The organism is Rhodococcus ruber NBRC 15591, from assembly GCF_001894945.1.
Lineage (GTDB): Bacteria > Actinomycetota > Actinomycetes > Mycobacteriales > Mycobacteriaceae > Rhodococcus > Rhodococcus ruber.
In genome coordinates this window covers 71,096-97,736 of record NZ_BCXE01000021.1, presented here as the reverse complement: position 1 = coordinate 97,736, position 26,641 = coordinate 71,096, and the positions used below count along the sequence as shown (strand labels likewise).

Genomic DNA, 26,641 nt, shown 5'->3' with positions numbered 1-26,641 from the left:
GGCCGGGTCCGTGAGCTAGGCTGAGACGTGTCATCGATCGACCGTGAACCCCCCAACGCCCCGGCCGCCCTCGACGCGACCGGCGAGGCCGCCGCCCGCACCTACGAGGTGCGCACCTACGGCTGCCAGATGAACGTGCACGACTCCGAGCGGCTGTCCGGGTTGCTCGAGGACTCCGGATTCGTCAAGGCCGGGCCGGGTGCGGCCGCCGACCTCGTGGTCTTCAACACCTGCGCGGTGCGTGAGAATGCCGACAACAAGCTCTACGGCAACCTGAGCCATCTCCGGCCGGTCAAGGATGCCAAGCCCGACATGCAGATCGCCGTCGGCGGGTGCCTCGCCCAGAAGGACCGCGAGGTCGTCGTGAAGAAGGCGCCGTGGGTCGACGTCGTGTTCGGCACGCACAACATCGGCAACCTGCCGGCACTGCTCGATCGTGCCCGGCACAACCGCCGCGCCGAAGTGGAGATCCTCGAATCCCTCGAGGCGTTTCCCTCGACCCTGCCGGCCCGGCGCGAGTCCAGCTACGCCGGGTGGGTGTCGATCTCCGTCGGCTGCAACAACACCTGCACCTTCTGCATCGTCCCGTCGCTGCGCGGCAAGGAGGTGGACCGCCGGCCCGGTGACATCCTCGCCGAGGTCCGCGCGCTCGTCGACGAGGGCGTGCTCGAGGTGACCCTGCTCGGGCAGAACGTCAACTCCTACGGCCGATCGTTCGCCGACCCCGAGCAGCCCCGGGACCGGGGCGCGTTCGCCGCGCTGCTGCGCGCGTGCGGCGACATCGAGGGCCTCGAACGGGTCCGGTTCACCTCCCCGCACCCCGCGGAGTTCACCGACGACGTCATCGAGGCGATGGCCGAGACCCCGAACGTGTGCCCGCAGCTGCACATGCCGCTGCAGTCGGGTTCGGACCGCGTCCTGCGTGCGATGCGACGGTCGTACCGCAAGGAGCGATTCCTCGGGATCATCGAGAAGGTGCGCGCGGCCATGCCGCACGCGGCGATCACCACCGACATCATCGTCGGATTCCCCGGCGAGACCGAGGACGACTTCCAGGAGACCCTCGACGTCGTCGAGAAGGCCCGCTTCACCAGCGCCTTCACGTTCCAGTATTCCAAGCGTCCCGGCACTCCCGCCGCGGAGATGGACGACCAGCTGCCCAAGGCCGTGGTCCAGGAACGGTACGAACGACTCATCGCCCTGCAGGAACGGATCACCCTCGAGGGGAACCGCGCGCTCGTGGGTGCTCAGGTCGAACTGCTCGTCGCCGCGGGGGAGGGCCGCAAGGATGCCGAGACCGCCCGAATGAGCGGTCGCGCCCGGGACGGCCGGCTCGTGCATTTCCGGCCCGAGGGGAACGTCGACCGTGCGGTCCGCCCCGGCGACATCGTCACCGTCGTGGTCAGCGAGGCCGCTCCCCATCATCTCGTCGCGGACACCCCGATCCTGACCCACCGGCGCACCCGCGCGGGCGACCGGTTCGAGCAGGGCCGCACACCCAAGACACCACCCATCGGTGTCGGACTCGGTCTCCCGCAGATCGGTGCGCCCGAACCGCTTCCGGCCCGGACGGGATGCGGGGCATGACGGCGGGCGGCCCCGACGAGGGCAGGACCCCCGGCGACGGTGCCGGGAACGACGGAAGGGATCCGATGGACGAAGTCCGTGCCGACCTCGAAGCGGCCGAACGCAAGATCGCCGGTGAGATCGACCCGGGCGCCCGGGCGCTCGTCGTCGCGGTCGGGGTGCTCGTGCTGCTCGGCTCGTTCAGCCTGCCCCACGCCGGGGCGGCCAACGGGTGGGAGGTGCTGTCCTTCGCCCCCGATGCGACCGCCGAATCCATTGCCCTGCCGTCCCGCATCTTCGTGTGGCTCGCCCTGGTCTTCGGCTCGATCTTCGCCATCCTGGCGCTCGTCACCCGCCGATGGGTGCTGGCGTGGCTGGCGCTGGCCGGCTCCGCGGTGTCGATCGTGTTCGGCATGCTCTCGATCTGGACCCGGCAGACCCTGCCCGTCGGCGACCCGGGAGCGGGACCGGGCATCGGCCTGATCCTGGGCTGGTTCGCCGTCATGGTGCTCACCTTCCACTGGGCGAAGGTGGTGTGGACGCGCACCGCGCTCCAGCTCGCCGCCGAGGCGGAGCTGCGGGACGCCGCCGCCCGGGACGAGAACAAGGGCCTGCTCGACGACTGATCGTCCCGGAACCGCACGAACCACGGTGCCCCCGGCTCGAACGAGCCGGGGGCACCGTGGTGTCCGGGCTCGGTCGTGCTCGCGGTTCGGTCGTGTCCGGGTTCGGTCGTGTCCGGGTTCGGTCGTGCCCGGGGTTCACCGCTCCCCGACGGCACCTTCCGCGGCGTCGGCCCACTCCCGCCACTGCTGCGCCTGCGCGAGGGCGCTCTCGGCGTCCTTCGGGCGGCCCGCCGCGGTGGCCTTGGCCGCCTGCTCCTCGAACTGGCGCACACGCTCCCGGAACTGGGCGGCACGGGCCAGCGCCTCCGGGTCGGTGCGCCGCCACTCGGACTCGGCGGCCTCGCGGACCCGCTTCTCGATCGCCCGCAGACGACTCTCGAGGTCGTGCATACGTTCCCGCGGGACCTTGCCGATCTCCTCCCACCGGTCCTGCAGTTCGCGAAGCCGGGCCCGGGCGGCGTCGATGTCCGCCGACGGATCGATCGACGCCGCCGACTGCAGCAGCGCCTCCTTCGCCCGCGCGTTCTCCTCGAACTCGGCGTCCCGCTCCGAGGCGGCGGCGTTGCGGGCGGCGAAGAACACGTCCTGGGCGCCCTTGAACCGCTTCCACAGCTGATCGTCGGCCTCGCGCGGGGCGCGGCCGGCCGCCTTCCACTCCGCCAGCAGTTCGCGGAACGCGGCCGCCGTCGCCCCCCAGTCCGTCGAGTCCTGCAGGTCCTCGGCCCGCGCGACGAGTTCCTCCTTGCGGGCCCGTGCGGCGGCACGCTCACGGTCCAGTTCGGCGAAGTGCGCGCCACGCCGTCGGTTGAACGCCTCGCGGGCCTTCGAATAACGCCGCCACAGCGCGTCGTCCACCTTCCGGTCCACGCCGCGGATCGTCTTCCACTCCTCGAGGATCTCCCGCAACCGGTCACCGGCGGCCTTCCACTGCGTCGACTCGGCGCCGATCTGCTCGGCCTCCGCCGCGAGGGCCTCCTTGCGGGCGGTGGCCGCTGCCCGCTGGTGCTCCTTCTCCTGTTTCGCGGCGAGAGCCGCCTTCTCGGAGTCCGCCACGATCGCCGCAAGCCGTGCGGCGAGGGTATCGAGGTCACCGATCACCGCGGCGGTGGGAAGGGACTCCGCGAGCGCCTGGGCGGCCGCCCGGGTCTTCTTCGCATCGCCGGTGCCCGAACGCAGCCGCGACTCGAGAATTGCCACCTCGGTCGCGAGGTCGTCGTATCGGCGGCCGAAGTGGGCCAGACCCTCGGCGGCGTCGCCCGCCTGCCAGGACCCGATGCACCGCTCGCCCTCGGCGGTCTTCACCCACGCCGTGCCGTCCTCGTCGACGCGGCCCCACCGGCTCGGATCGCTGGCCGGAACGGTGGGCTGCGGGTGGGGATGGGCAGCCGGGTGCGGTTTGGGAGCCGAGGTCTCGGCGGCCGGCCGCTGCCGACCCGGTTTGGGGGCGCCCGGCTTCGGAGCGCGGGATTCCTGGGTTGCGTTCGGGTCGGTCATCGGTCCTCATCTCTGCCGCGCGGCACGGCTGCCTGGTCGCATTGGTTCGCGTGGTCGGGCCGCGGAGGTCGCTCCGAGACCACGCCCGCCCACTATTGAAACAGGTCGCACGGCCGCGAGTCGGCGGGTCGGGTCGACTACGGTGGCCCGTGTGTTGATCGCCGCGGCGTTCGTGCCGTCCCCGCCCCTGCTCGTTCCCGAGCTGACCGGCTCCGCGGCCGCCGAGACCGCCGACCTGCGCGCCGCCGTGCTCGCCGTCGGGACGGAGCTGCGTGCCGCGGCACGGTGGGTCGTCGTCGGTGCGGGCACGGACGCCACGGACGTCCCGGACACCGCCGTCGGAACGTTCCGTGGCTTCGGCGTCGACCTGGTCGTCGCGCTCGGGCCGGCGGCCACGGGGACCCCCGATCCGCAGCTGCCGCTGCCGGCGCTGATCGCGGGCTGGCTGCGCGACCGGACCGCACCGGTCGTGCGCGCCACCACGCACGTCGTGCCGGCCGGGACGACCCCGCAGGACTGCGCCCGGCTCGGGCGGCAGCTGCGCAGCACCCTGGACGCGGACCGCACCCCGACGGCACTGCTCGTGGTGGCCGACGGTCCCGCCACGCTCACCGCGAAGTCTCCCGGCTCCTACCGTCCCGAGGCGCAGAACCTGGACGAGGCGCTCGGCGTCGCCCTCGCGGTCGGCGACGTCGCCGCCCTCGCCGCGCTCGACCCGGCACTCTGCGCCGAAACGGTCTGCGACGGCCGCGCGGCCTGGCAGGTGCTGGCCGCGGTGTTCGGTCCCGAGGGACCGGCGTCGGCCGCCACGACCCACAGCAGCGCGCCGTACGGGGTCGGATACCACGTGGGGATGTGGCGGCCGTGAGCGTCGACCCCGTCCGCCCGGTCGCCGTCGTCGGCCCGACGGCCACCGGAAAGTCCGACCTGGGCCTGGATCTCGCCGAGGAACTCGGCGGGGAGATCGTCAACATCGACGCGATGCAGCAGTACCGCGGCATGGACATCGGCACCGCCAAGCTCGCCGTCGGCGAGCGCCGCGGCATCGCCCATCATCAGCTCGACGTCCTCGACGTCACCGAGACTGCCACGGTCGCGCGGTATCAACAGGCCGCGACCGCCGACGTGGAGGCGATCCGGTCGCGCGGCGTCGTGCCGATCATCGTCGGCGGCTCGATGATGTACGTCCAGGCGCTCCTCGACGAGTGGCAGTTCCCCGCGACGGATCCGCAGGTCCGCGCCAAGTGGGAGGCGCTGCTCGCCGACGAGGGGGTGGCCGCGGTGCACGACGCGCTCCGCCGGGCCGACCCGGTGGCCGCGGCGACGATCCTGCCCACCGACGGTCGCCGCATGGTCCGCGCACTCGAGGTCGTCGAACTCACCGGGGCGCCGTTCGCGGCGTCGCAGCCGCAGATCGGCGAACCCAGATGGGGGACGGTCGTGCTCGGGGTGGACCGGGACACCGCGGCGCTCGACGACCGGATCGCGCGGCGCACGGACCGGATGTTCGAGCAGGGGTTGGTCGACGAGGTCGCGGCGCTGTGCGAACGGGGGCTGCGCGAGGGGGTCACGGCTCGCCGGGCGATCGGGTACGCGCAGGTACTCGAGTACCTGGCCGGGGAGTGCGACCTCGCACACGCGCGGGAGCGCACCTTCATCGGCACCCGGCGCTATGTGCGCCGGCAACGCTCGTGGTTCCGCCGGGACCCACGGGTGCACTGGATCGACGGCGCCGATCCTGCGCTGCGGGACGCGGCGCTTCGAGTTCTCGCCGGGGCGGACCGTCGTTAAGGTGGCGGCATGGACTTCAGCAAGGGCCACGGCACCGAGAACGACTTCGTGATCCTTCCCGATCTGGAGGTGCGGATTTCCCTCGAGCCGAAGCGGGTGGCGGCGTTGTGCGACCGTCGTCGTGGTCTCGGCGCCGACGGGGTCCTGCGGGTGGCGCGGGCCGGGGCGCTCGTCGACGCGGGGGTCCTGCCCGCGTTGCCGGAGGGGACGGCCGCCGACGACTGGTTCATGGACTATCGCAACGCCGACGGGTCGATCGCGGAGATGTGCGGCAACGGGGTGCGGGTGTTCGCGCACTTCGTCACCGCCGGCGGGTTCGAATCGCGTGACGCGTTCGTCGTCGGCAGTCGCGCCGGCGGCAAGCCGGTGCAGGTGCACAGCGCCGACGCGACGCACGGCGACGTCACCGTCGACATGGGCGTGGTGCGCGAGCTGGGGGAGTCGACCGCGACCATCGAAGGCCGGGTGTACCGCGGTCTGGGCATCGACGTCGGGAACCCGCATCTGGCCTGCGTCGATCCGCACCTGACCGCGGCGACCCTGGCCGCCCTCGACCTGTCCGGTCCGGGTTTCGACCCCGGCTTCTTTCCCCAGGGCGTCAACATCGAGTTCCTCACCCCGATCGCCGCGGGCGCGGTGGACATGCGGGTGTACGAGCGGGGGGTGGGCGAGACCCGGTCCTGCGGCACCGGCACGGTCGCCGCCGCCGCGGCGGCGCTGCGCTTCGACGGCGCCGACTCCGGCACCGTCCGGGTGCACGTCCCCGGCGGGGCGGTGCAGGTGCGCCTCGAGGACGGCCGGGCCGCGCTGCGTGGCCCCTCGGTGCTGGTCGCGTCGGGCACGATCGGCGATCACTGGTGGGACGGCCTGGACTGACTGTCACGGCGACGCCGCGTCGTCGCACGGTTTCGCCCTGCGCGGACACCGGGAAAGTCGCATGCGTCCGCGCGCCCGAAGTGGGACGATGGTCGTGTATGACGAACACACGACGAAACGAATCGGCCACCGGCGACACGGACCGCGTCCCCGGCTGGGCCGCCGCCGACCCGTCGGTCGGCGAGATGCAACTCGAGGACCGCAGCGCCCTGCGCCGCGTCGCTGGGTTGTCCACCGAACTCGAGGACATCACCGAGGTCGAGTACCGGCAGCTGCGCCTCGAACGGGTCGTGCTCGTCGGGGTCTGGACCGGAGGCACCGCGGTTCAGGCCGAGGCGAGTCTCGCCGAGCTCGCCGCCCTGGCCGAGACCGCCGGTTCCCAGGTGCTCGAGGGCCTGATCCAGCGCCGGGACCGTCCCGACGCCGCGACCTACATCGGTTCCGGCAAGGCCGAGGAACTGCGCCAGGTGGTTCTGGCCACCGGCGCCGACACCGTCATCTGCGACGGCGAGCTCACCCCCGCGCAGCTGACCGCCCTGGAGAAGATCGTCAAGGTGAAGGTCATCGACCGCACCGCGCTGATCCTCGACATCTTCGCCCAGCACGCGACCTCCCGCGAGGGCAAGGCGCAGGTATCGCTCGCGCAGATGGAGTACATGCTGCCGCGGCTGCGAGGCTGGGGCGAATCGATGTCGCGGCAGGCCGGTGGCCGTGCCGGCAGCAACGGGGGCGTGGGCCTGCGTGGTCCCGGCGAGACGAAGATCGAGACGGACCGTCGCCGTATCCGCGAGCGGATGGCCAAGCTGCGCCGCGAGATCAAGGCGATGAAGTCCGTTCGCGACACCAAACGCACCCGGCGGATGCGCAACCGCATCCCGTCGGTCGCGATCGTCGGCTACACCAATGCCGGCAAGTCGAGCCTGCTCAACAAGCTCACCGGTTCCGGTGTGCTGGTGCAGAACGCGTTGTTCGCGACGCTCGATCCGACCACCCGCCGGGCCGAACTCCCGGACGGGCGCGAGTACGTGCTCACCGACACCGTCGGGTTCGTGCGGCACCTGCCGACCCAGCTCGTCGAGGCGTTCCGGTCGACCCTCGAGGAGGTCACGGACGCGGACCTGCTGCTGCACGTCGTCGACGGGTCCGACCCGCTGCCGACCGACCAGATCAAGGCGGTGCGCGAGGTGATCACCGACGTGCTGCGCGAGTCCGACGCGCCGCCGCCGCCCGAGCTCATCGTGGTGAACAAGGTCGACGCCGCAGACCCGCTGACCGTCGCCGAACTGCGTGCCCTGCTCCCCGACGCGGTGTTCGTCTCGGCGCGCAGCGGCGCGGGACTCGACGATCTGCGCGAGCACCTCGCCGCGCTGCTCGAACACCCGGACGTCGAGGTGAAGGTGCTGCTGCCGTACACACGAGGGGACCTGCTCGCGCGGATCCACTCGGACGGGCAGGTCCTGACCTCCGCGCACGAGGTGGACGGTACGCGCGTGCACGCCCGCGTGCCGCGGGCCCTCGCGTCGGCCCTGGTCGAGTACGCCGCCTAGTGCGCGGCGCTCTCGTCGCCCTGGTGGTCGCGACGGTGTCGTCGCCGGCCGCCGCGGCGCAGACCACCGCCCCGGTCGCCGCGGCGCAGACCACCGCCCCGGCCGCCACGGCGCAGACCACCGCCCCGGCCGCCGAGGTCGACGGGAGCGTGTTGTGCACCCCCGCCGATCCTGCCCTCGCGGAACTGTCGGGCCTGGCCGTCGCCGGGGGGCGACTGTTCGCGGTGCCGGACGCCGGTGCCGACGAGGCGGTCTTCGAGCTGGGGGACGACTGTGCGGTGCTGCGACGCATCCCGCCGGCCGTCGACCCGTACGACGTGGAGGACCTGGCCGCGGGTCCGGACGGCCGGCTCTGGCTCGGCGACCTCGGCGACAATCGCGCCGCACGCGACACCGTCGCGTTGATCTCGGTCGACCCGCAGACCGGCGCGGGGAGTCTGCACCGGCTCGCCTACCCCGACGGCCCACGCGATGCGGAGACGCTGCTCGTCCCCCGCGACGGGGTGCCGCTGATCGTCTCCAAGCCCCTGTTCGGCAGCGCCGGCCTTTACCGGCCGGCCGGCGGACGAAGCGTGGACGAGCTGCCCGAGCCGGGTCCGGTCCCTCTCGAACGCATCGGGACCGTCACCCTCGGTCCCACGGACACCCCCGGTGGCCCCGTCGGCGGGGCGTCCTCCACGTTGATCACCGGCGGCGCGATCAGTCCCGACGGCACCGTCGCCGCGGTACGCACGTACACCGATGTCCACCTCTTCCATGCCCCCGACGGCGACGTCGCGGCCGCGCTCGCGGCGGGACCGTCCCTGCGGGTGCCGGTGCCCGGCGAACCACAGGGCGAGGCGGTGGCCTTCACCGCGGACGGGGACCTGCTGACCGCGTCCGAATCCGTCGGTGGTGCCCTGCCGCCCGTGCGGGTGTGGCGTGACGTGGTGACCCTCTTCCGGCCCGTGGCCGCGCCGGAGCCGGTGCGGACCCCGCGCGGCGCGATGCCCGCGGCGATCGCCGCGGGCATCGTGGTGGTCGCCGCCGCTGCGGGCGGGCTGTGGCGACGGTCGTCGCGCCGCCGCCGCGGCTGAGGTCAGGCGTCGAGGTCCGCGGCCACCAGTTCGGCGATGCGGGCGAGCACGTCGGCGTCGTCGCTGGTGACGGTGACCTCGGTGCCCTGGGTGGCGCCGAGCGTCATGACGAGCAGCGCCGAGCCCGCGTCGACGGGTTCGCCGCCGTCCACGGCGAGGGTCACCGGGACTCCGGCGGCGACCACGGCTTCGGCGATGATGCCGGCAGGCCGGGCATGCAGGCCGATGGACGAGCCGACGGTGACGGTGGTGCTGGGCATGAGAACTCCTTCGGGGTAGGGACGGTCGTCGATCGGATCAGGCGACGGCAGGCTGGGCCGCGGTGTCGCTGCTGCGCAGGTGGGCGGGTCGGTGCACCTCCTTGGCCAGGGTCACGCAGAGCGCACCCACGACGGTGCCGGCGGCGAGGGCGACGAGGAACCACAGCAGATTGCCGATGGCGAAGAACACGAAGATGCCGCCGTGCGGGGCGCTGAGGGTCGTCCCGGTCGCCATTACCAGGGCGCCGGTGACGGCGCCGCCGGCCATCATGGACGGGATAACCCGCAGCGGGTCCGCCGCCGCGAACGGGATTGCGCCCTCGGAGATGAACGAGGCCCCGAGCAGCCATGCGGCCTTGCCGTTCTCCCGCTCGGCGGTGCTGTAGATCCCCGGTCGCAGGGTCGACGACAGCGCCATCGCCAGCGGCGGCACCATGCCCGCGGCCATCACGGCGGCCATGATCTGCAGCGATGCGTTGTTCGAGACGTCGAGTCCGGCGACGGCGAACGCATAGGCGGCCTTGTTGACCGGGCCGCCGAGGTCGAAGCACATCATCAGGCCGAGGATCACGCCCAGAATGACGACCGAGCTCCCGGACAGGCCGTTGAGCCAGTTCGTCAGGCCCGAGGTGATCGCGGCGAGGGGCTTGCCGAGGACGAGGAACATCAGGGCGCCGACGGCGAGGGTCGCGAACAGCGGAATGATCACCACCGGCATCAGGCCGCGCGCCCACACCGGGACGGGGATGCGGCCCACCCACAGCGCGGCGAAGCCGGCGATGATGCCGCCGACGAGGCCGCCGATGAACCCGGCACCGACGAACACGGCGACCGCGCCGGCGGTGAAGCCGGGTGCCAGACCGGGCCGGTCGGCGATCGCGAAGGCGATGTAGCCGGCGAGTGCGGGCACCAGGAACGAGAACGCGAGCGAGCCGAGCTGGAAGAGCACCGCGCCGAGGTAGGTGGGCAGGCCGCCGTCCGGCAGGTCGGTGAGCGAGTTGTTCACCACGATGTCGGCGGCGGGCTCGGTGATCTCGTACCCGCCGAGCAGGAAGCCGAGAGCGATCAGCAGGCCGCCCGCCGCGACGAAGGGAATCATGTAGCTCACGCCGGTCAGCAGGATCTGCCGTAGCCGAACTCCCCAGCCCACCTCGCCGGACGAGGATTCGTCGGCGGCGGCGGCGACGGCGGCCGCGTCGACGGTGCTCGCGGACGGATCCTTCGCCGCGCGGACCGCCTCGGCGACCATCACGTCGGGCTCGTTGATGGCTCGTTTGACACCCGAGGCGACGAGCGGTTTGCCCGCGAACCGTTCCCGGTTCTTCACGCCGACGTCCGTGGCGAAGATGACGGCGTCGGCGCCGGCGATCACGGACGCCGGCAGCGGTGTGCTGCCGCTCGAGCCCTGGGTCTCGACCCGCACCGTGACTCCGGCGCGCTCACCCGCGGCTTTGAGGGCGTCGGCGGCCATGTAGGTGTGGGCGATCCCCGTCGGGCAGGCGGTGACGGCGACGATGGTGCGCTCGGCGGTCGCGGGGGCCGGCGTGGGTTCGGTGGCGGGCGGCGTGGGCTCGGCGGCCGCAGCGGTAGCCGGCGCCGGCTTCGGAAGCACTCCCTCGACCAGCGCGACCACGTCCGCAGCGGTGGCGGCCTCGCGCAGCGAACCGACGAAGTCCGGCCGCACGAGCGCCCGGGCGAGCGAGGAGAGCAGCTTCATGTGCTCGGCACCGGCCCCCTCCGGGGCGGCGATCAGGAACACGAGGTCCGCGGGTCCGTCGGGGGCGCCGAAGTCCACCTTGGGGGACAGCCGCGCGAAGCCGAGCGATGCGGTGGCGACGGCGTCCGCGCGGCAGTGCGGGATGGCGATCCCACCCGGCAGGCCGGTGGCCGACTTGGCCTCCCGGTCCAGGGCGGCGGCCGTCAGTGCCGCCGCGTCGGTGGCGCGGCCGGCGTCGGCGAGCCGCGCGGCGAGCGCGGCGATGACCGACTCCTTGTCGGCGCCGAGGTCTGCGTCGAGTGCGATCAGGCCGTCGTCGATGATCGCGGGTCCGGAGGCGGGGCCGGAGGCGAGGTCTGGCATGGCGTGTCCTTACTGGGGGTGAGGGAGGACCGGGGAGGGGGTGCCGAGGGGGCGGGGACGGATCGGGGTGACCTCGACAGCGCCGGTGGCGACGTCGTCGGGTCCGGGCAGCGTGGTGCCGGGCAGGGCCACGGCTGCCGAGCCGTATGCGACGGCGTGGCGGAGCCGTTCGGCGGGATCGAGTCCGGCCAGCTCCGCGACGAGATAGCCGGCGAGGGAGGAGTCGCCGGCGCCGACGGTGCTGCGCGCGGTCACGGGGCCGGGGACTGCGTGCCACGCACCCTCGTCGGTGACCAGGACCGCGCCCGCCGCGCCGAGTGTGGCCAGTACCGCCCCGACGCCACGTTCGACCAGTCGTCGTCCTGCCGCGACGACGGGTTCGGTGTCGCCGGCGGCCGCCGCCGATTCCAGGGTGGTGGCGTCCGCGCCGGTGAGCTGTGCGAGCTCGTCCGAGTTCGGCTTGAGCAGATCGGGTGCGGCGTCCGGGAACCCGGCCGCGAGCGCCAGCAGGGGCGACTCGGAGGTGTCCACGGCGATTCGGCAGGCGGACCCGTCAACGGCGGCGCGGACGGCGCGGACGAGGTCGGCGTACCAGTCGGTCGGCACACCGGGTGGCAAGGATCCGGACATCACCAGCCAGTGGGCGGCGGCGGCGGCGTCCACGACGGTCCGGCGCAGCGACTCCAGGGTGCCTTGCGTGTACGCCGGCCCGGGTTCGTTGAACTTGGTGGTGGTGCCGTCGGGCTCGGCGACGGTGATGTTGCTGCGGGCGGGACCCCCGGTCGGCACGGCGCGGTAGCCGATGCCGTGGTCGTCGAGCGCGGTGAGCAGCGGGTCGCCGGTGTTCCCCGGCAGGACCGCCAGGACCGGGCGTCCGGCCGCGCGGAGCACCCGGGCGACGTTGACGCCCTTGCCACCTGGGTCCACGCGGGTGGCGGCGGCGCGGTGCACGGCGCCGCGGACGAGGGGGCCCGTCAGCGCCACCGTCCGGTCTAGGCTCGGATTGGCGGTCAGCGTGACGATCATGCCGTCACCACCTCGATTCCGTTGTCGGTGAGTTCTTTGCAGTCGGTGTCGTCGAGCTCGGTGTCGGTGACGAGAACGTCCACGGCGTCGACGGGGGCGAAGCTGATGAGGTGCTGCCGGCCGATCTTGGAGGAGTCGGCGAGGACCACGACCCGGTCGGCGCAGCGCACCATCGCGCGTTTGACGGCGGCCTCGTCCGGGTCGGGAGTGGACAGGCCGTGGCCGACACTGAGTGCATTCGTGCCGATGAAGGCGACGTCGACGTGCAGCGCGCGGAGGAACCGCAGCGCATCCTCGCCGACCGTGGCCTGCGTGATCCCGCGGACCCGGCCGCCGAGCATGTGCAGACGCACCGATCCGAGTCCGGCGAGCCGCGCGGCGATGGGAACCGAGTTCGTGACCACCTCGAGGTCCACGTCGGCGGGCAGGGCCGCCACCAGGCGGCCGGTGGTGGTGCCGGCGTCGAACACCACGCTGCCGCCGGCGGCGGGGAGATACCGGGCCGCCGCGGCTGCGATCCGGTCCTTCTGCGCGGCGTGGGTGTGTTCGCGCTCGTTCAGTGCGGGTTCGGTGACGGTGAGTGCAGCGGTGGGGATGGCGCCGCCGTGCACACGGCGCACATGTCCCAGCCGTTCGAGCAGGGCCAGATCCCGGCGGACGGTCTCGGTGGTGACGCGGAAGCGGGTGGCCAGGTCGGCGACGGACATCCGTCCCCGCCGGCCGATCAGCTCGGCGATCGCCTGTTGCCGTTCCTCTGCGTACACACCGGGCTCCTTGCCGCTGAATGTTGTTTCATGTTGTTTTACGCCCGTATGTGTTGACATGTCAATGGTTCGGAGTAATCTCGATCACAGAATTACCCCGGAGGCTCATCCCGACACACCGGGCGGCGAGGAGGAGACATGGAGAAGGCGATCCCCGCAGCGGCGGAGATCTCGATCGTGCGGGGCACGCCGGTCGTGCCCGGGGTTGCCTACGGGCCCGTCGTACGCCCCGCCCCGCGGCCACAGATCCCCACCACGTTCGAGCGCATCCCGGACACCGCACGCGACGCCGAGGCCGAGCGCTTCCGGGCCGCCGCCGGCGCGGTCGCGGAGCGGCTGCGCAGTCGCGCCGGGCGAGCCTCGGGCGCCGCCGCCGAGGTCCTGCTCGCCAACGCACAGCTCGCCGAGGACCGCGGGTGGCTCGGCGCCGTCGCCGCGAAGATCCGCAGCGGATCCGGCGCGATCGAGGCCGCAGTCGGTGCCACCGACCAGTTCGCCGACATGTTCACCAAGCTCGGCGGGCTGATGGCCGAGCGCGTCACCGACCTTCTCGACATCCGCGACCGGGTGATCGCCGAACTCGCCGGCCATCCCGAACCCGGTCTCGACCTGCCCGACGAGCCGTCCATCCTGCTCGCGGAGGACCTCGCCCCCGCCGACACCGCCGGCCTCGACCCGAGCCGGGTGATCGGACTCGCCACCACCCTCGGCGGGCCCACCAGTCACACCGCGATCATCGCCCGCCAGCTCGGCATCCCCTGCGTGGTCGCGGCGGCCGACCTCGACACCGTCCCGGCCGGCGTCCGCGTCCTGCTCGACGGCGCGGCCGGTGAGCTCCGCCTCGATCCCGACCCCGAAGAGGCGGCCGCTGCGGTCGCCGCGGCCCGCAGCGAGCAGGCGCGCATCGCGTCGTGGGCCGGCCCGGGCGCCACCGAGGACGGGCATCGCGTCGAGATCCTCGCCAACGTTCAGGACGGCGCCGGTGCCCGCGCGGCCCGCGCGACCCCCGCAGAGGGAGTCGGCCTGTTCCGGACCGAGCTGTGCTTCCTGGACCGGGAAACCGAACCCACCGTCGAGGAGCAGGCGGAGATCTACGCCGAGGTGTTCAGCGCCTTCGCCGGCCGCAAGGTCGTCCTGCGGACCCTCGACGCGGGCTCCGACAAGCCCCTGCGCTTCGTCGACCATCCCGACGAGCACAACCCGGCACTCGGGTTGCGCGGCATCCGGATTGCGAACGCCACCGAGGGACTGCTCGACCGGCAGCTCGACGCCGTCGCCGCCGCGGCCGCGCGCACGGGCACCGAGCCCTGGGTGATGGCACCGATGATCGCGACCGTCGCCGAGACCGCACACTTCGCCGCTGCCGTCCGCGCCCGCGGGCTCGTGCCCGGCGTGATGGTGGAGGTGCCGGCCGCCGCGCTGCTCGCCGAACGTCTCCTCGAACACGTCGACTTCCTGTCGATCGGCACCAACGACCTCGCGCAGTACACGATGGCCGCGGACCGCATGTCGCCCCACCTCGCATCCCTCACCGATCCGTGGCAGCCGGCTGTGCTGGCCCTGGTCGCCCGCACCGCCGCCGCCGGACGCGCCGCCGGCAAGCGAGTCGGGGTGTGCGGGGAGGCGGCCGCCGACCCGTTGCTCGGCTGTGTCCTGGCCGGCATGGGGGTCACCTCGCTGTCGTGTGCGGCCGCGGCCGTCGCCGGTGTCGGGTCCCGACTCGCCGCGGTGACCCTCGACCGCTGCCGCGAGGCCGCGGACGAGGTGCTCCGCGCCGTCGACCCCGGGGAAGCCCGCGACGCGGCGGCCCGCGTACTCGCCTGACGGACGCGATCGCCGCCGGGAGCAGCCGATGCGACCGGACCGGGGCGGGCGCCTACCATTCCCCGTTGTGAAGGAACAACTGAGGACACGGACGGCCGGGTTGGGCTGGACCCTGCACGGCGACGGGCGTCGCGTTGCCGACGGCGAGGTCGTCGCCCCGGACGAACGACTGTCCTGGCCCCGCACCGTGGGCATCGGCATGCAGCACGTCGTCGCCATGTTCGGCGCGACGCTGCTCGTGCCGACGATCACCGGCTTCCCGGTCACCACGACGCTGCTCTTCTCCGGCGTCGGCACCGCCCTGTTTCTGCTGATCACCCGCGGCCGGGTACCGAGCTACCTCGGCTCGTCGTTCGCGTTCATCGCACCGCTGACGGCCTCGGCCGCGGAGGGCCCCGCCGCCCAGCTCGGCGGCATCGTCGCCGTGGGCCTCGCCCTCGTCCTCGTCGGACTCGTCGTCAGGGCGCTGGGATCCCGCGTCGTCGACGCACTGATGCCCCCCGTGGTGACCGGCGCGATCGTCGCGCTCATCGGGTTGAATCTCGCGCCGGTCGCGGTCGGGTCCTTCGAAGCCCAGCCGCTCGTCGCGGCGATCACGCTGACCGCCATCCTGCTCGTCACCGTGTTGGGCCCCGGACTCGTCGGCCGTCTCGGCATTCTCGTCGGCGTCGTCGTCGGCTGGGTATTCGCCGCCGTCACCGGCGGACTCGCCGAGGAACGCGTCACGGCCCTGCGTGACGCCGCATGGTTCGGCCTGCCCGAACTGCGCGCCCCGGCGTTCGAGCTCTCCGTGGTGCTGCTGGCGCTGCCCGTCGTGGTGGTTCTCGTCGCCGAGAACGTCGGCCACGTCAAGGCCGTGGCGGCGATGACCGGCCGCAACCTCGACGACGTCGCGGGCGACGCGCTGCTCGCCGACGGCCTGGCCACGACGCTCGCCGGGGTCGGCGGCGGCTCGGGCACCACCACCTACGCGGAGAACATCGGCGTGATGGCCGCGACGCGGGTGTACTCGACCGCGGCGTACTGGGTGGCTGCCGCGACCGCCGTGGTCCTCGCCTTCTCGCCGAAGTTCGGGGCCCTCGTCTTCACCGTCCCCGACGGGGTGCTCGGCGGCGCCACCCTGGTCCTGTACGGCCTGATCGGCATTCTCGGCGTGCGGATCTGGATGGAGGCGAAGGTCGACTTCACCGATCCGGTCAACCTCATGGTGGCCGCCGCCGCGCTGGTGGCCGGGATCGGCGACCTCACCCTCACCGTGGGCTCCGTCGAGCTCGGCGGCATCGCGTGGGGTTCGATCGGCATCCTGATCGCCTACCCGCTCCTGCGCCGCGCGGCGGACCTGCGCCGTCGAGCGCCCGGCGTGTCCGGTCACAAATAACGCTCGTTCCTGTCAGCGTCAGACGGGCCTTCCGATGTCTACCGTGAGCGTGACGTACGTCATCGGATACAGGAGCGCACATGGAACGCACCCTCTTCGAGCCCGAGCACGAACTCTTCCGGGAGTCGTACCGGAAGTTCCTCGAGCAGGAGGTGGCTCCCTTCCACGAGCAGTGGGAGCAGGACAAGATCGTCGACCGCGAGATCTGGAAGAAGGCCGGCGCGCAGGGTTTCCTGGGCATGGCCGTGCCCGAGGAGTACGGCGGCGGCGGTGTCGAGGACTTCCGCTACAACACGATCGTCACCGAGGAAACCACCCGCGGAGGGTTCAGCGGCATCGGTTTCATGCTGCACAACGACGTCGTGGCCCCATACCTGCTGAAGCTGGCGAACGAGGAGCAGAAGCAGCGCTGGCTGCCGGGATTCTGTTCCGGCGAGATCATCACTGCGATCGCGATGACCGAGCCCGGTACGGGCAGCGACCTGCAGGGCATCAAGACCCGCGCGGTGCGCGACGGCGACGAGTGGATCCTCAACGGTTCCAAGACCTTCATCACCAACGGCATCAACGCGGACCTGGTGATCGTCGTCGCCTGCACCGACCCGGAGAAGGGCGCGCAGGGCTTCTCGCTCCTCGTCGTCGAGCGCGGGATGGCGGGCTTCGAGCGGGGCCGCAACCTCGACAAGATCGGCCTCGCGGCGCAGGACACCGCCGAACTGCACTTCACCGACGTGCGGGTGCCTGCCGCCAACCTCCTCGGTGAGGAGGGCATGGGCTTCATCTACCTGATGCAGAACCTGCCGCAGGAACGTCTGTCGATCGCGGTGGTGGCGGCGGCGGCGATGGAAGCCGTGCTCGAGGACACGATGCAGTACTGCCGGGACCGCAAGGCATTCGGCAAGTCGATCGGCAGCTTCCAGAACACCCGTTTCGAGCTGGCCGAGCTGGCCACCGAGACCACCCTTGCACGCGTGTTCGTGGACAAGTGCATCGAGCAGCTCAATGCCGGCACCCTGAGCGTGCAGGAGGCGGCGATGGCCAAGTTCTGGACCACCGACAAGCAGGTCGAGCTGATCGATCGGTGCCTGCAGCTGCACGGCGGATACGGCTACATGCGTGAATACCCGGTCGCGAAGGCGTATCTCGACGCCCGCGTGCAGAAGATCTACGGCGGGACGAACGAAATCATGAAGGACATCATCGGCCGCGGCCTGAATCTCTGACCCCACCGGGACATGCACGGCGGCGCCGCGAATCGCGGCGCCGCCGTGCGCGTTCTGCGGAAGGGGCGAGGTCAGATCTTGCGGATCACGGTCACGACCTTGCCGAGAATCACCGCGTCGTTGCCCGGGATCGGTTCGAACATCGGGTTGTGCGGCATCAGCCACACGTCGTTGTGTACGCGCTTGAACGTCTTCACGGTCGCTTCACCGTCGAGCATCGCGGCGACGATGTCCCCGTTGTCCGCGACGTTCTGCTGGCGCACCACGACCCAGTCGCCGTCGCAGATGGCCGCGTCGACCATCGACTCGCCGACCACCTTGAGCAGGAACAGCGAACCCTGACCCACCAGTTCTCTCGGGAGCGGGAACACGTCCTCGACGGACTCCTCCGCCAGGATCGGCCCGCCCGCGGCGATCCTGCCCAGCACGGGGACCATGGCAGCCGCCGTGGCCGACTCGGCGGCGACATCGACCCCGTCCACCGGCTGCGCCTGCGGCGCCGGCGGCTGCGAATCCTCGAGCCCGCGCACGTCCACCGCGCGGGGACGGTTCGGATCGCGCCGGAGGAAACCCTTGCGCTCGAGGGTGCGCAACTGGTGCGCCACCGACGAGGTGGAGTTGAGGCCCACTGCGTCGCCGATCTCGCGGATGCTCGGAGGGTAGCCGCGCTGGGTGACCGATTCGCGGATCACCTCGAGGACGCGGCGCTGGCGTTCCGTGAGGCCGACGGCCGGATCCGCGGTGGTCGTCCGGCTCCGCCCCGCCGGGGGATGGCCGTCCGTCATGTCGTGACCTCCGTGCGTCGTGTGTCGGATGTGCTGGATGTGATGGATCGAATCTAGCTCTCCGCGGCCCGGTTATCAAACATCTGTTCGACGTTTTCCGCCCGTTGTGCTGACTTTGTCGGAGCGACGTGGTACACATCGAACATACGTTCCTTCGAACAGGTGATCGAACGGCCGTCGATCGAGCGATGACCGAAGTTCCGCTGCGGGTCCTGTCCCGCGGACGAGCGACACGTCGCGGGCACCGTCCCGCGGGCGAGTGACACGGAGGCCTCGATGAGGACATCAGCAGTGCGCCGAACCGAACGGAACCACCGGCAGTTCGACGACACCGGGCCGCACGACACCGGGCCGCACGACACCGGGCCGCACGACACCGGGCCGCAGGACACCGGGCCGCAGGACACCGAGGACCGGGTACGCCGGGCAGGGACGACGCATCTCGTGCGGCGCCCCCACGAGGCGCCCGCCCGCCGGCTTCCCGTCCGTCCGGACGGGGGGATCGTGGACTACCGGCGCGCTCCGGTCCGGGTCTCACGCGTCCCGCACCGGCCGGCCGAGGTCGCACACACCCGCCCGGGCACGATACTGGCGACGGCGCTGCTGACCGCGCTCGTGACTGCGGGACTGCTCGGCATCGCGCACCTGCGCACCAGTCAGGTCGCGGCCGGCGCCGCACGCACCGACGTCACCGTCGTGCAGGCGGGCGAATCGCTCGGCGACGTCGCGGCCCGGGTGGCTCCGGGTCTGTCCCGGTCCGAGGCGATCGAGCGGATCCTCGACCTCAATGCCATGCCGGACGGTCGCCTCCGCACCGGCCAGACCCTGCTCGTTCCGGCCTCCGCGCCGCGGTGAACAGGCATGGGCGGGCAGGCACCGGGTTCGGCCGACGACCCGGGTATGCAGGTATTGTCGACTCTTGTCAGTGACACCACCTCGTGTGGTCGCGCCGAGAGCGATTCGCCTGCCGGTGGGTCCGGTCTCGGGAGGACGGCATCGGTTCGACGCCGACGTCGCGGCCAGCACGGCTACGACGAAGGAATCGACATGTACTGCCCGTATTGCCGGCACCCCGATTCCCGCGTCGTCGATTCCCGTGAAGCCGACGAGGGGGCCGCGATCCGGCGCCGGAGGGCATGCCCCCAGTGCGGAAGACGGTTCACCACGGTCGAGACGGCGGTGCTGTCGGTCGTCAAACGCAGCGGCGTCACCGAACCGTTCAGCCGGGAGAAGGTGGTGCGCGGCGTAGCTCGCGCCTGTCAGGGACGCGACGTCGACAACGATGCCCTCAACCTCCTCGCCCAGCAGGTCGAGGACGCGGTGCGGGCCAAGGGGTCCCCGGAGATTCCGAGCAACGAGGTCGGTCTGGCCATCCTCGGACCCCTGCGCGACCTGGACGAGGTGGCGTACCTGCGGTTCGCGTCCGTCTACCGGTCCTTCAGCTCCGCAGAGGATTTCGAACGCGAGATCAAGGAGCTGCGCGAGCACCAGCACCGGCGCGAGACCGGATCCGAGAACTGAGCGCCCGGCGGGACGCGTCGCCGCTCAGCGAATCGCCGCGACGGCCTTGAGGATCCGCTGCTCCGAGATCGGCCCACGGGTTCCGAGATGCTGGGCGAACAGGCTGACCCGTAGCTCCTCGATCATCCACGAGATCGCCACCACCTCGGCGGCGGTGGCCCGCTCCTGCGGCAGCCGTGCGAGCAGGCGGTCGTACTCGGCGTAGACCCGGTCCAGCACGTCCATGCCTTGCCGATCGCGGTGCGCGCTCGCCGGCAGCGCTTCGAGCCGATGCGCCGCCGCGGCCAGGTAGCGGGGCAGATCGGCGAGCCGGGCACTGCCGAGTTCGGTGACGAATCCGCGGAACAGCAGCGAGGCCAGCTGTTCCCGCACGTCCTCGGCAGCCTCGCCGCGCACCTTCTCGAGCAGGACTTCCACGTCGTGCGCGCGCGCCAGGGCGGGCACGACGAGTTTCAGCAGCGCCGCGACCCGGCCCGGCAACTCGGCGCGCACCACCTTCGCCAACGCGCTGAACTCGTCGGGTGTGCGTACCGGCTTGCCGTGCCGGACGATCGACTCGTCCACCGCGCAGGCCCGGCAGTCCTCGAGCAGATCCTCGAAGGAGCCGTCGGGGTTGCGTCCGAGCGCCAGCCGCTCGCTGTTGCTCAGGCCCGACGCAGCAGCGCGCGCCTGCATGGGGACTGCCTCGAGGAGCAGTGCCCGCAACCCGGTGCGCATCGCGGCCTGCTGCGCCTGCGAGGTGCTGAGCACCCGGACCGCCACACCACGATCCTCGGAGACCAGCGTCGGATATCCCGTCACGCGTTGTCCGGCCACGGTGCGTGTCACCGTCGGTTCGAGGGTGCCGAGGGTCTCGGCTGTCCAGACCAGTGCCGGCTCCCGTTCGGTGCTCGACGCCGCCCGCGAGACTTCGGCCTCGACGCGGGTTCCCAGCCGCCTCCGCAGATCGGTCAGGCTCTTGCTGCGCGCGAGAACCGATCCTTGTTCGTCGACGGCGGCGAACGTCATCCGCAGGTGGTCCGGCAGCGCGGTCGGCTCGAAGTCGCTCGGCTCGATCCGTGTCGCCCCGAGCCGCGACAGTTCCCGGGCCATCGCGTTGACGAGCGGCTCGGACCGGGGCCGGACCGACGCGAGGGCCGCCGCGGCGAAGTCCGGTGCCGGAACCACTTGGCGGCGAAGATGTTTGGGGAGCGTCTTGATGAGAGCGGTGACCAGGTCGACCCGCATGCCGGGCACCGACCAGTCGAAGCCGACGGGTCGGACCCCGGCGAGCAGCGCGACGGGAATGCGGACGGTGACGCCGTCCTCCTCCGTGCCCGGCTCGAACTGGTAGGTGAGGGGGAACTGCAGATCGCCCTGCCGCCACGCGTCGGGGTAGTCGCCGCCGAGGACCGCGGCGGCGTCCTGGTTGACCACCGTGTCCGGGGTGAAGGTGAGCAGTTCGGGGTTCTTCTGCCGCTCCTTCTTCCACCACGTGTCGAAGTGCCGCGCCGACACGACTTCCGGTCCGACGCGCTGGTCGTAGAAGTCGAACAGGGTCTCGTCGTCGACGAGGATGTCGCGCCGGCGGGCCCGGTGCTCGAGCGCCTCGACGTCGTCCAGCAGCGCGCGATTGGCATGGAAGAACTTGTGGCGCGTCCGCCACTCGCCCTGGACGAGGGCGTGCCGGATGAACAGCTCGCGGGAGGTCTCCCGGTCGATCGCCCCGTACTGCACCGGCCGTTGCGCCACCAGGGGGATGCCGTAGAGCGTGACCCGCTCGTAGGCCATGGCCGCCTCGCGCTTGGTCGACCAGTGCGGTTCGGAATAGGTGCGTTTGACCAGGTGCGGCGCGAGCTTCTCGGCCCACTCGGGTTCGATGCGCGCCGCCGTCCGGGCCCACAGCCGCGACGTCTCGACGAGCTCGGCCGCCATCACCCAGCGCGGCGGCTTCCTGGCCAGCGACGAACCGGGGAAGATCGCGAACCGGGTTCCGCGCGCGCCGAGGAAGTCCCGCTTCTCGCCCTCGCGCAGGCCGACGTGCGAGAGCAGCCCCGCCAGCAGCGACTGGTGGATCGAGTCGGGCCCGACGTCCTGGTGCCGGGTCTCCCAGCCGAGATTCAGGGTGATCTGACGGAGCTGGCCCTGCAGGTCCTGCCATTCCCGGATCCGCAGCCAGTGCAGGAACTCGTCGCGGCACATCTTGCGGAACCTGCTGGACGACAGTTCCTTCCGCTGCTGCTTGAGGTAGTCCCACAACTGCAGGTACGCGAGGAAGTCCGAGCCCTCCACGGCGAACCGGGCGTGTTTCTCGTCGGCCGCCTGCTGGAACTCGGCCGGTCGCTCGCGCACGTCCTGGATCGACAGGGCCGCGACGATGATCAGGACCTCGCGCAGGCATCCGTTGCGGTGCCCCTCCACGATCATCCGTGCCATCCGCGGATCGACCGGCAGCAGCGCGAGTTCGCGCCCGGTCCCGGTGAGCCGGGGCAGTTCGTCCTTCGCGGCCCGCTCGAGCGCCCCGAGCTCCTCGAGCAGCGCGATGCCGTCGCGGACGGCGCGCGGGTCGGGGGCTTCGACGAAGGGGAACGAGGCGATGTCCCCGAGTCCGAGCGCCGTCATCTGCAGCACGACCGAGGCGAGGTTGGTGCGCAGAATTTCCGGCTCGGTGAACTCGGGGCGGGCCTCGAAGTCCTCCTCCGAGTACAGCCGGATACAGATGCCGTCGGCGACACGACCGCAGCGCCCGGACCGCTGCCTGGCCGAGGCCTGCGAGATCTCCTCGATCGGCAGTCGCTGGACCTTGGTGCGCACCGAGTAGCGGGAGATCCGCGCGGTGCCGGGGTCGACGACGTAGCGGATGCCCGGGACGGTGAGCGAGGTCTCGGCGACGTTGGTGGACAACACCACTCGCCGGCCGGTGTGCGGGGTGAACACCCGGTGCTGCTCGGCGGCCGACAGCCGTGCATACAGGGGCAGGATCTCGGTGCCCCGGAGTCTGCGGTCGCGCAGGGCATCGGCGGTGTCCCGGATCTCGCGTTCACCGGAGAGAAAGACGAGGATGTCCCCGTCGCCTTCTGCGGCGAGTTCCTCGACCGCCTCACAGACGGCGTCGACCGGGTCGCGGTCGACGAGTGTGTCGCCCACCTCGATCGTCAGGGGCCGGTAGCGGACTTCGACCGGATAGGTGCGGCCGGAGACTTCGACGATGGGTGCGGGCGTGCCGTCGGCTGCTGCGAAGTGGTTCGCGAACCGCTCGGGGTCGATCGTCGCCGAGGTGATGATCACCTTCAGGTCCGGTCGCCGGGGCAGCAGTTCCTTGAGGTAGCCGAGGATGAAGTCGATGTTGAGGCTGCGTTCGTGTGCCTCGTCGATGATGAGGGTGTCGTATCGGCGCAGCAGCCGATCGCGCTGGATCTCGGCGAGGAGGATGCCGTCGGTCATCAGCTTGATCAGGGTTGCGTCCGACACCTGGTCGGTGAACCGGACGGTGTAGCCGACGGTGTCGCCGAGCTCGGAGTCGAGTTCCTCGGCGATGCGCTCGGCGACCGCGCGGGCGGCGATGCGGCGCGGCTGCGTGTGCCCGATCAGGCCGCGCACCCCGCGCCCCAGTTCGAGGCAGATCTTCGGGATCTGGGTGGTCTTGCCGGACCCGGTTTCCCCGGCGACAATGACGACCTGGTGGTCGCGGATGGCGGCGGCGATGTCGTCCTTGCGCTGCGAGACCGGGAGGTTCTCGGGATAGGTGACGGTCGGCGCGGCGGCCACCCGCGCGGCGAGCCGCAGTCGGGCCTGCTCGATCTCGGCGGCGATCTTCGCCAGGTCCCCGGGCCGGCGGGCCCGGTCGAGCCGCCGGCGAAGGCGATGCTCGTCGCGCAGCGACACGTCGGTGAGGGCCGACTTCAGGTCACGGCGTGTCGGCCCGGGCGGGGCGGGGGAGTGCGGAGTCTCGCGTGAGGTGGACATGCTGGATGTACAGCCTAGCGAAGCGCGCGTTCTCGCTGCGCGCCGCCCGGCGCATAAGATGGCGGTTTCATCGCCGTTCGTGGAACAGGAGCAGATCGTGGGCGCGTTGTGGCACGGGTTCGCAGACATGGGTGCCGTCGAACGGGACGGTGCGTTCGTCGTCGCGCGCGGCGAGGGCGCCTACATCTGGGACCGGGCCGGCACCAGGTATCTCGATGCCACCGCCGGCCTCTGGTTCGCGAACGTCGGTCACGGCCGCTCCGAGATCGGTGACGCGGTGGCAGCGCAACTGGCGAAGGTGGCGCACTACTCCAACTTCGGCGACCTGGCCGCGGAGCCGACCGTCGAACTGGCGGAACGGCTCGCCACGATCGCACCCGTTCCCGGCAGCAAGATCTTCTTCACCTCCGGCGGTTCGGATTCGATCGACACGGCGGCCAAGCTGACGCGCCGCTACTGGCAGGAGCTGGGACGGCCGGAGAAGACCCTCGTCGTCAGCCGGGAGAAGGCCTATCACGGCATGCACGTCGGGGGCACGTCCCTCGCCGGAATCCCGGTCAACGCCGAGGGGTACGGCGACCTCTGGGACGACGCCGCCAAGGTGTCGTGGGACGACGCGAAGTCGCTGCTCGCCCTCATCGAACGGGTCGGGGCCGACCGGATCGCGGCGTTCTTCTGCGAGCCGATCATCGGCGCGGGCGGCGTGTACCTGCCGCCGGAGGGCTATCTCGCCGAGGTCCGCGACATCTGCCGTGAGCACGACGTGCTCTTCGTGGTCGACGAGGTGGTCACCGGCTTCGGCCGCATCGGCGGCTCGTGGTTCGCCTCGGACCGGCTCGGTCTGGAACCGGACCTGATGACCACGGCGAAGGGGCTCACCTCCGGGTACGTGCCGATGGGCGCGGTGTTCGTGTCGCCCAAGGTGGCCGAACCGTTCTTCGCCGGCGGGGTGTGGTGGCGGCACGGCTACACCTACGGCGGGCATGCCGGTGCCGCGGCGGCGGCCCTGGCGAACCTGGACATCCTCGAGCGCGAGAACCTGCTCGCCGAGTCGGCGCGGCTGGAGCGGACCCTGCACGAGAAGCTGTCCCCGCTGGCCGAGCACCCGCGCGTCGCGGAGGTCCGCAGCGGTCTCGGTGCCGTGGCCGCAGTGCAGCTCGCCGACGCGTCCGAGGCGCTGCAGTTCGTGAAGACGCTTCGGCAGCACGGGATTTCGAGCCGGGCCGCGGGGCAGGGTGCACTGCAGATCTCGCCGTCGTTCGTGATGACGGACGAGCAGGTGCAGGACCTCGCGGACGGGTTCGCCTCCGCCCTGGGGTGATCGGCGGCCGGCGCAGCCGCCCGGCCGGGCGGGTCGCCTCAGCGGCGGATCCGGATCCCCCGGAACCCGGTGCGGATCCGCGTGCACAGTCCCGTGGTCACCTCGTCCAGGGGCACCGCGCTCTGCGTGTCGTGCGCGGCGGCGACGCGGGCGTAGCGGTCGTGCAGCTTCGTGCGTACCTCGTCGGGGGTGTACGCACGCCGCCTGCGCTCGTCGCGCATCACGACTGCGCCCGTCGCGGCGACGCCGACCGCTCCGGCGAGCCCGACGAGTTTCCACCACTGCCTGCCCTTCAATGCCATGCGCGCGAGCCTAGACGGCAGGGGTCGGGTCGGGGCCGCGCTCACCTGTGACCGATGCTCGTCACCGTCGACCGGCGCGATCTCCCGGACGCTCCGGGCGGACAGTGTGTTTCAGGGCCTGTCCGGTGATCCGTTGCGTCCCGGTCGTATCCGGCTGCGGGCGTGTCCGGAACTCGAATCGACTACCGACGGCATTGGGGTGGAACGCGTCCGGGAGGGCGGTGAACAGCGCGTGCTGCGCCTTCCAGGACGTGCAGTGGGCGGGCACGACCACGGCCGGGTCCGCCGCCGCGAGGGCGGTCACCGTCCGAGGGACGATCGGACCGTCGCGGAGATGGAACCCGCCGAGGACGGCGTGGAGCCGGCCGACCCCGGTGAGCCGCTCGGCGTGCTCGAGGATGTTGATCAGCCCGGCGTGCCCGCATCCGGTGAGAACGACGAGTCCCCGCTCGCGGAGGTGCAGGACGACGGCCTGGTCGTCGTCGATCAGCGGGTCGGGCCGCCAGCGGCCGTCCCGGTGGACTTGATGGCCCGGCATGCCGGTCTCGTACCCGGTGGTCCGCGCGATCCGGCCGGTCACCAGGAGCATTCCGTCGAGCAGGAAGGAGGGGCGCCGGTTCTCGACGACGACGAACCCCGCGCCCTCGATCGCCGCGCGGCTCGGTGTCGGTAGCTCGAAGGCGCCGCCGGGACCGACGATGCGCCGGCGCGTCCAGAAATCGGGGTGCACGAGGATCGGCAGGCGCCGGGAGCCGAGCCGGCGGGCGAGGCCCTGCAGACCCATGACGTGGTCGAAGTGGCCGTGGCTGAACACGATCGCCTCGATGCCGTCCGGGGAGATCGCCAGCCGATCGAGGTTCGCCATCAGCCCGTCCGGCGTGGCCCCCGCGTCGTAGAGGACGCGGTGCGTGGTTTCGCCGACCCGGATCTCGACCAGTACGGAGAACCCGTGCTCCGCGCGGAGGAGGTCGACAGTCCGGAATCCGACCGCCAGATCGCTGGGGACGATCGGGAGCGGACCTGCCGATCCGGCCAGCCCCCAGCGGCGGACGGGCCCCACGTCGGGCAGAAGCACGTCGGAGGAGTTGTCCACCAGCGTCGTCACATCGACCGCGTCGACCGGCCGGAGCTCCACCCGTACCGGGTCCCGCTCCGGCAGCTGTCCGGCGGATCGTCGATCGCGGGTCTCCGCTCTCGTCGTCACCCCTCCTCCTTCCGGTGGATACGGTGAAACAG

At 71.7% G+C, this 26,641-nt stretch carries 22 protein-coding genes; 13 read left to right on the top strand and 9 right to left on the bottom strand.

The features are described 5' to 3' along the window. Positions 1 to 36 precede the first annotated feature (36 nt). Both miaB and RR3_RS13520 read left to right on the top strand, forming a co-directional pair. A complete protein-coding gene (gene miaB, locus RR3_RS13525) occupies positions 37 to 1,587 on the top strand; it encodes a tRNA (N6-isopentenyl adenosine(37)-C2)-methylthiotransferase MiaB (protein WP_026137739.1) in 1,551 nt (516 codons plus the stop codon). Then, positions 1,584 to 2,192, top strand: coding sequence for an Rv2732c family membrane protein (locus tag RR3_RS13520; RefSeq protein WP_010592643.1), 609 nt, complete (start codon positions 1,584 to 1,586; stop codon positions 2,190 to 2,192). Before miaB ends, RR3_RS13520 begins: the two co-directional genes overlap by 4 nt. Before the next feature lie 135 nt (positions 2,193 to 2,327). On the opposite strand, the gene RR3_RS13515 is transcribed toward RR3_RS13520, so the two are convergent. Continuing rightward, a complete protein-coding gene (locus RR3_RS13515; protein WP_017680671.1) occupies positions 2,328 to 3,686 on the bottom strand; it encodes a DUF349 domain-containing protein in 1,359 nt (452 codons plus the stop codon). A 151-nt stretch (positions 3,687 to 3,837) separates the two neighbouring features. Here RR3_RS13515 and RR3_RS13510 point away from each other — a divergent pair, with 151 nt between their 5' ends. The 5 genes from RR3_RS13510 (at position 3,838) to RR3_RS13490 (ending at position 8,976) form a co-directional block, all read left to right on the top strand. Beyond that, a complete protein-coding gene (locus RR3_RS13510) occupies positions 3,838 to 4,554 on the top strand; it encodes a class III extradiol ring-cleavage dioxygenase family protein (protein ID WP_010592641.1) in 717 nt (238 codons plus the stop codon). After that, complete coding sequence (gene miaA, locus RR3_RS13505; RefSeq protein WP_010592640.1) at positions 4,542 to 5,477, top strand: tRNA (adenosine(37)-N6)-dimethylallyltransferase MiaA; 936 nt, start codon at positions 4,542 to 4,544, stop codon at positions 5,475 to 5,477. The genes RR3_RS13510 and miaA overlap by 13 nt, the downstream gene beginning before the upstream one ends. A gap of 9 nt (positions 5,478 to 5,486) precedes the next feature. Continuing rightward, positions 5,487 to 6,353 carry a diaminopimelate epimerase gene (gene dapF, locus RR3_RS13500; RefSeq protein WP_017680669.1) on the top strand — a complete coding sequence of 289 codons (867 nt, stop codon included), beginning with the start codon at positions 5,487 to 5,489 and terminating at the stop codon, positions 6,351 to 6,353. Positions 6,354 to 6,451: 98 nt separating this feature from the next. Continuing rightward, positions 6,452 to 7,900 (top strand): GTPase HflX, encoded by a 1,449-nt coding sequence (gene hflX, locus RR3_RS13495; RefSeq protein WP_010592638.1) that lies wholly within the window; start codon positions 6,452 to 6,454, stop codon positions 7,898 to 7,900. Further along, a complete protein-coding gene (locus RR3_RS13490; RefSeq protein ID WP_017680668.1) occupies positions 7,900 to 8,976 on the top strand; it encodes a membrane protein in 1,077 nt (358 codons plus the stop codon). The genes hflX and RR3_RS13490 overlap by 1 nt, the downstream gene beginning before the upstream one ends. A gap of 2 nt (positions 8,977 to 8,978) precedes the next feature. Here the strand turns inward: RR3_RS13490 and RR3_RS13485 are convergent, their stop codons facing one another. From RR3_RS13485 to RR3_RS13470, 4 genes are read right to left on the bottom strand one after another with little or no spacing between them, the layout of a single operon-like run. Then, positions 8,979 to 9,236: an HPr family phosphocarrier protein gene (locus RR3_RS13485; protein WP_010592636.1), complete on the bottom strand. Its 258-nt coding sequence runs from the start codon at positions 9,234 to 9,236 to the stop codon at positions 8,979 to 8,981. A gap of 37 nt (positions 9,237 to 9,273) precedes the next feature. Then, the gene (locus RR3_RS13480) at positions 9,274 to 11,316 is read right to left on the bottom strand and encodes a PTS fructose transporter subunit IIABC (RefSeq protein ID WP_010592635.1); all 2,043 of its coding nucleotides are present in this window, start codon (positions 11,314 to 11,316) and stop codon (positions 9,274 to 9,276) included. A 9-nt stretch (positions 11,317 to 11,325) separates the two neighbouring features. Further along, the gene (locus tag RR3_RS13475) at positions 11,326 to 12,342 is read right to left on the bottom strand and encodes a 1-phosphofructokinase family hexose kinase (RefSeq protein WP_040271897.1); all 1,017 of its coding nucleotides are present in this window, start codon (positions 12,340 to 12,342) and stop codon (positions 11,326 to 11,328) included. Next, complete coding sequence (locus tag RR3_RS13470) at positions 12,339 to 13,106, bottom strand: DeoR/GlpR family DNA-binding transcription regulator (RefSeq protein ID WP_010592632.1); 768 nt, start codon at positions 13,104 to 13,106, stop codon at positions 12,339 to 12,341. The genes RR3_RS13475 and RR3_RS13470 overlap by 4 nt, the downstream gene beginning before the upstream one ends. 138 nt (positions 13,107 to 13,244) lie before the next feature. On the opposite strand from RR3_RS13470, the gene ptsP reads away from it, so the two are divergent. The 3 genes from ptsP to RR3_RS13455 all read left to right on the top strand — a co-directional run bounded on the left by ptsP (position 13,245) and on the right by RR3_RS13455 (position 17,531). After that, positions 13,245 to 14,930: a phosphoenolpyruvate--protein phosphotransferase gene (gene ptsP, locus RR3_RS13465; RefSeq protein ID WP_010592631.1), complete on the top strand. Its 1,686-nt coding sequence runs from the start codon at positions 13,245 to 13,247 to the stop codon at positions 14,928 to 14,930. A gap of 67 nt (positions 14,931 to 14,997) precedes the next feature. After that, a complete protein-coding gene (locus tag RR3_RS13460; protein ID WP_026137737.1) occupies positions 14,998 to 16,308 on the top strand; it encodes a uracil-xanthine permease family protein in 1,311 nt (436 codons plus the stop codon). A gap of 80 nt (positions 16,309 to 16,388) precedes the next feature. Beyond that, on the top strand, positions 16,389 to 17,531 hold the full coding sequence (locus RR3_RS13455; protein ID WP_017680664.1) for an acyl-CoA dehydrogenase family protein: 1,143 nt from the start codon (positions 16,389 to 16,391) through the stop codon (positions 17,529 to 17,531). Between the two features lie 71 nt (positions 17,532 to 17,602). On the opposite strand, the gene lexA is transcribed toward RR3_RS13455, so the two are convergent. Further along, the gene (gene lexA / locus RR3_RS13450) at positions 17,603 to 18,316 is read right to left on the bottom strand and encodes a transcriptional repressor LexA (protein ID WP_010592627.1); all 714 of its coding nucleotides are present in this window, start codon (positions 18,314 to 18,316) and stop codon (positions 17,603 to 17,605) included. Between the two features lie 276 nt (positions 18,317 to 18,592). On the opposite strand from lexA, the gene RR3_RS13445 reads away from it, so the two are divergent. Beyond that, positions 18,593 to 19,171, top strand: coding sequence for a LysM peptidoglycan-binding domain-containing protein (locus RR3_RS13445; protein WP_234420185.1), 579 nt, complete (start codon positions 18,593 to 18,595; stop codon positions 19,169 to 19,171). Between the two features lie 192 nt (positions 19,172 to 19,363). Beyond that, positions 19,364 to 19,837, top strand: coding sequence for a transcriptional regulator NrdR (nrdR, locus tag RR3_RS13440; protein ID WP_010592625.1), 474 nt, complete (start codon positions 19,364 to 19,366; stop codon positions 19,835 to 19,837). 24 nt (positions 19,838 to 19,861) lie between these two features. Here nrdR and hrpA read toward each other — a convergent pair whose 3' ends face one another. After that, on the bottom strand, positions 19,862 to 23,782 hold the full coding sequence (gene hrpA, locus RR3_RS13435; RefSeq protein WP_010592624.1) for an ATP-dependent RNA helicase HrpA: 3,921 nt from the start codon (positions 23,780 to 23,782) through the stop codon (positions 19,862 to 19,864). Between the two features lie 58 nt (positions 23,783 to 23,840). On the opposite strand from hrpA, the gene RR3_RS13430 reads away from it, so the two are divergent. Beyond that, a complete protein-coding gene (locus RR3_RS13430) occupies positions 23,841 to 25,103 on the top strand; it encodes an aminotransferase family protein (protein WP_048772808.1) in 1,263 nt (420 codons plus the stop codon). 38 nt (positions 25,104 to 25,141) lie between these two features. Here RR3_RS13430 and RR3_RS13425 read toward each other — a convergent pair whose 3' ends face one another. Further along, positions 25,142 to 25,405, bottom strand: coding sequence for a hypothetical protein (locus RR3_RS13425; RefSeq protein ID WP_010592622.1), 264 nt, complete (start codon positions 25,403 to 25,405; stop codon positions 25,142 to 25,144). Between the two features lie 61 nt (positions 25,406 to 25,466). Then, positions 25,467 to 26,609 carry an MBL fold metallo-hydrolase gene (locus RR3_RS13420; RefSeq protein WP_017680660.1) on the bottom strand — a complete coding sequence of 381 codons (1,143 nt, stop codon included), beginning with the start codon at positions 26,607 to 26,609 and terminating at the stop codon, positions 25,467 to 25,469. Positions 26,610 to 26,641: the final 32 nt, after the last annotated feature.

Excerpts from the sequence above, each read along its gene's own strand:
- RR3_RS13520 (WP_010592643.1), top strand. The coding sequence starts at position 1,584 with ATGACGGCGGGCGGCCCCGACGAGGGCAGGACCCCCGGCGACGGTGCC.
- RR3_RS13515 (WP_017680671.1), bottom strand. The coding sequence starts at position 3,686 with ATGACCGACCCGAACGCAACCCAGGAATCCCGCGCTCCGAAGCCGGGC.
- dapF (WP_017680669.1), top strand. The coding sequence starts at position 5,487 with ATGGACTTCAGCAAGGGCCACGGCACCGAGAACGACTTCGTGATCCTT.
- hflX (WP_010592638.1), top strand. The coding sequence starts at position 6,452 with ATGACGAACACACGACGAAACGAATCGGCCACCGGCGACACGGACCGC.
- RR3_RS13485 (WP_010592636.1), bottom strand. The coding sequence starts at position 9,236 with ATGCCCAGCACCACCGTCACCGTCGGCTCGTCCATCGGCCTGCATGCC.
- RR3_RS13480 (WP_010592635.1), bottom strand. The coding sequence starts at position 11,316 with ATGCCAGACCTCGCCTCCGGCCCCGCCTCCGGACCCGCGATCATCGAC.
- RR3_RS13475 (WP_040271897.1), bottom strand. The coding sequence starts at position 12,342 with ATGATCGTCACGCTGACCGCCAATCCGAGCCTAGACCGGACGGTGGCG.
- ptsP (WP_010592631.1), top strand. The coding sequence starts at position 13,245 with ATGGAGAAGGCGATCCCCGCAGCGGCGGAGATCTCGATCGTGCGGGGC.
- RR3_RS13455 (WP_017680664.1), top strand. The coding sequence starts at position 16,389 with ATGGAACGCACCCTCTTCGAGCCCGAGCACGAACTCTTCCGGGAGTCG.
- lexA (WP_010592627.1), bottom strand. The coding sequence starts at position 18,316 with ATGACGGACGGCCATCCCCCGGCGGGGCGGAGCCGGACGACCACCGCG.
- RR3_RS13445 (WP_234420185.1), top strand. The coding sequence starts at position 18,593 with ATGAGGACATCAGCAGTGCGCCGAACCGAACGGAACCACCGGCAGTTC.
- nrdR (WP_010592625.1), top strand. The coding sequence starts at position 19,364 with ATGTACTGCCCGTATTGCCGGCACCCCGATTCCCGCGTCGTCGATTCC.
- hrpA (WP_010592624.1), bottom strand. The coding sequence starts at position 23,782 with ATGTCCACCTCACGCGAGACTCCGCACTCCCCCGCCCCGCCCGGGCCG.
- RR3_RS13430 (WP_048772808.1), top strand. The coding sequence starts at position 23,841 with ATGGCGGTTTCATCGCCGTTCGTGGAACAGGAGCAGATCGTGGGCGCG.
- RR3_RS13425 (WP_010592622.1), bottom strand. The coding sequence starts at position 25,405 with ATGGCATTGAAGGGCAGGCAGTGGTGGAAACTCGTCGGGCTCGCCGGA.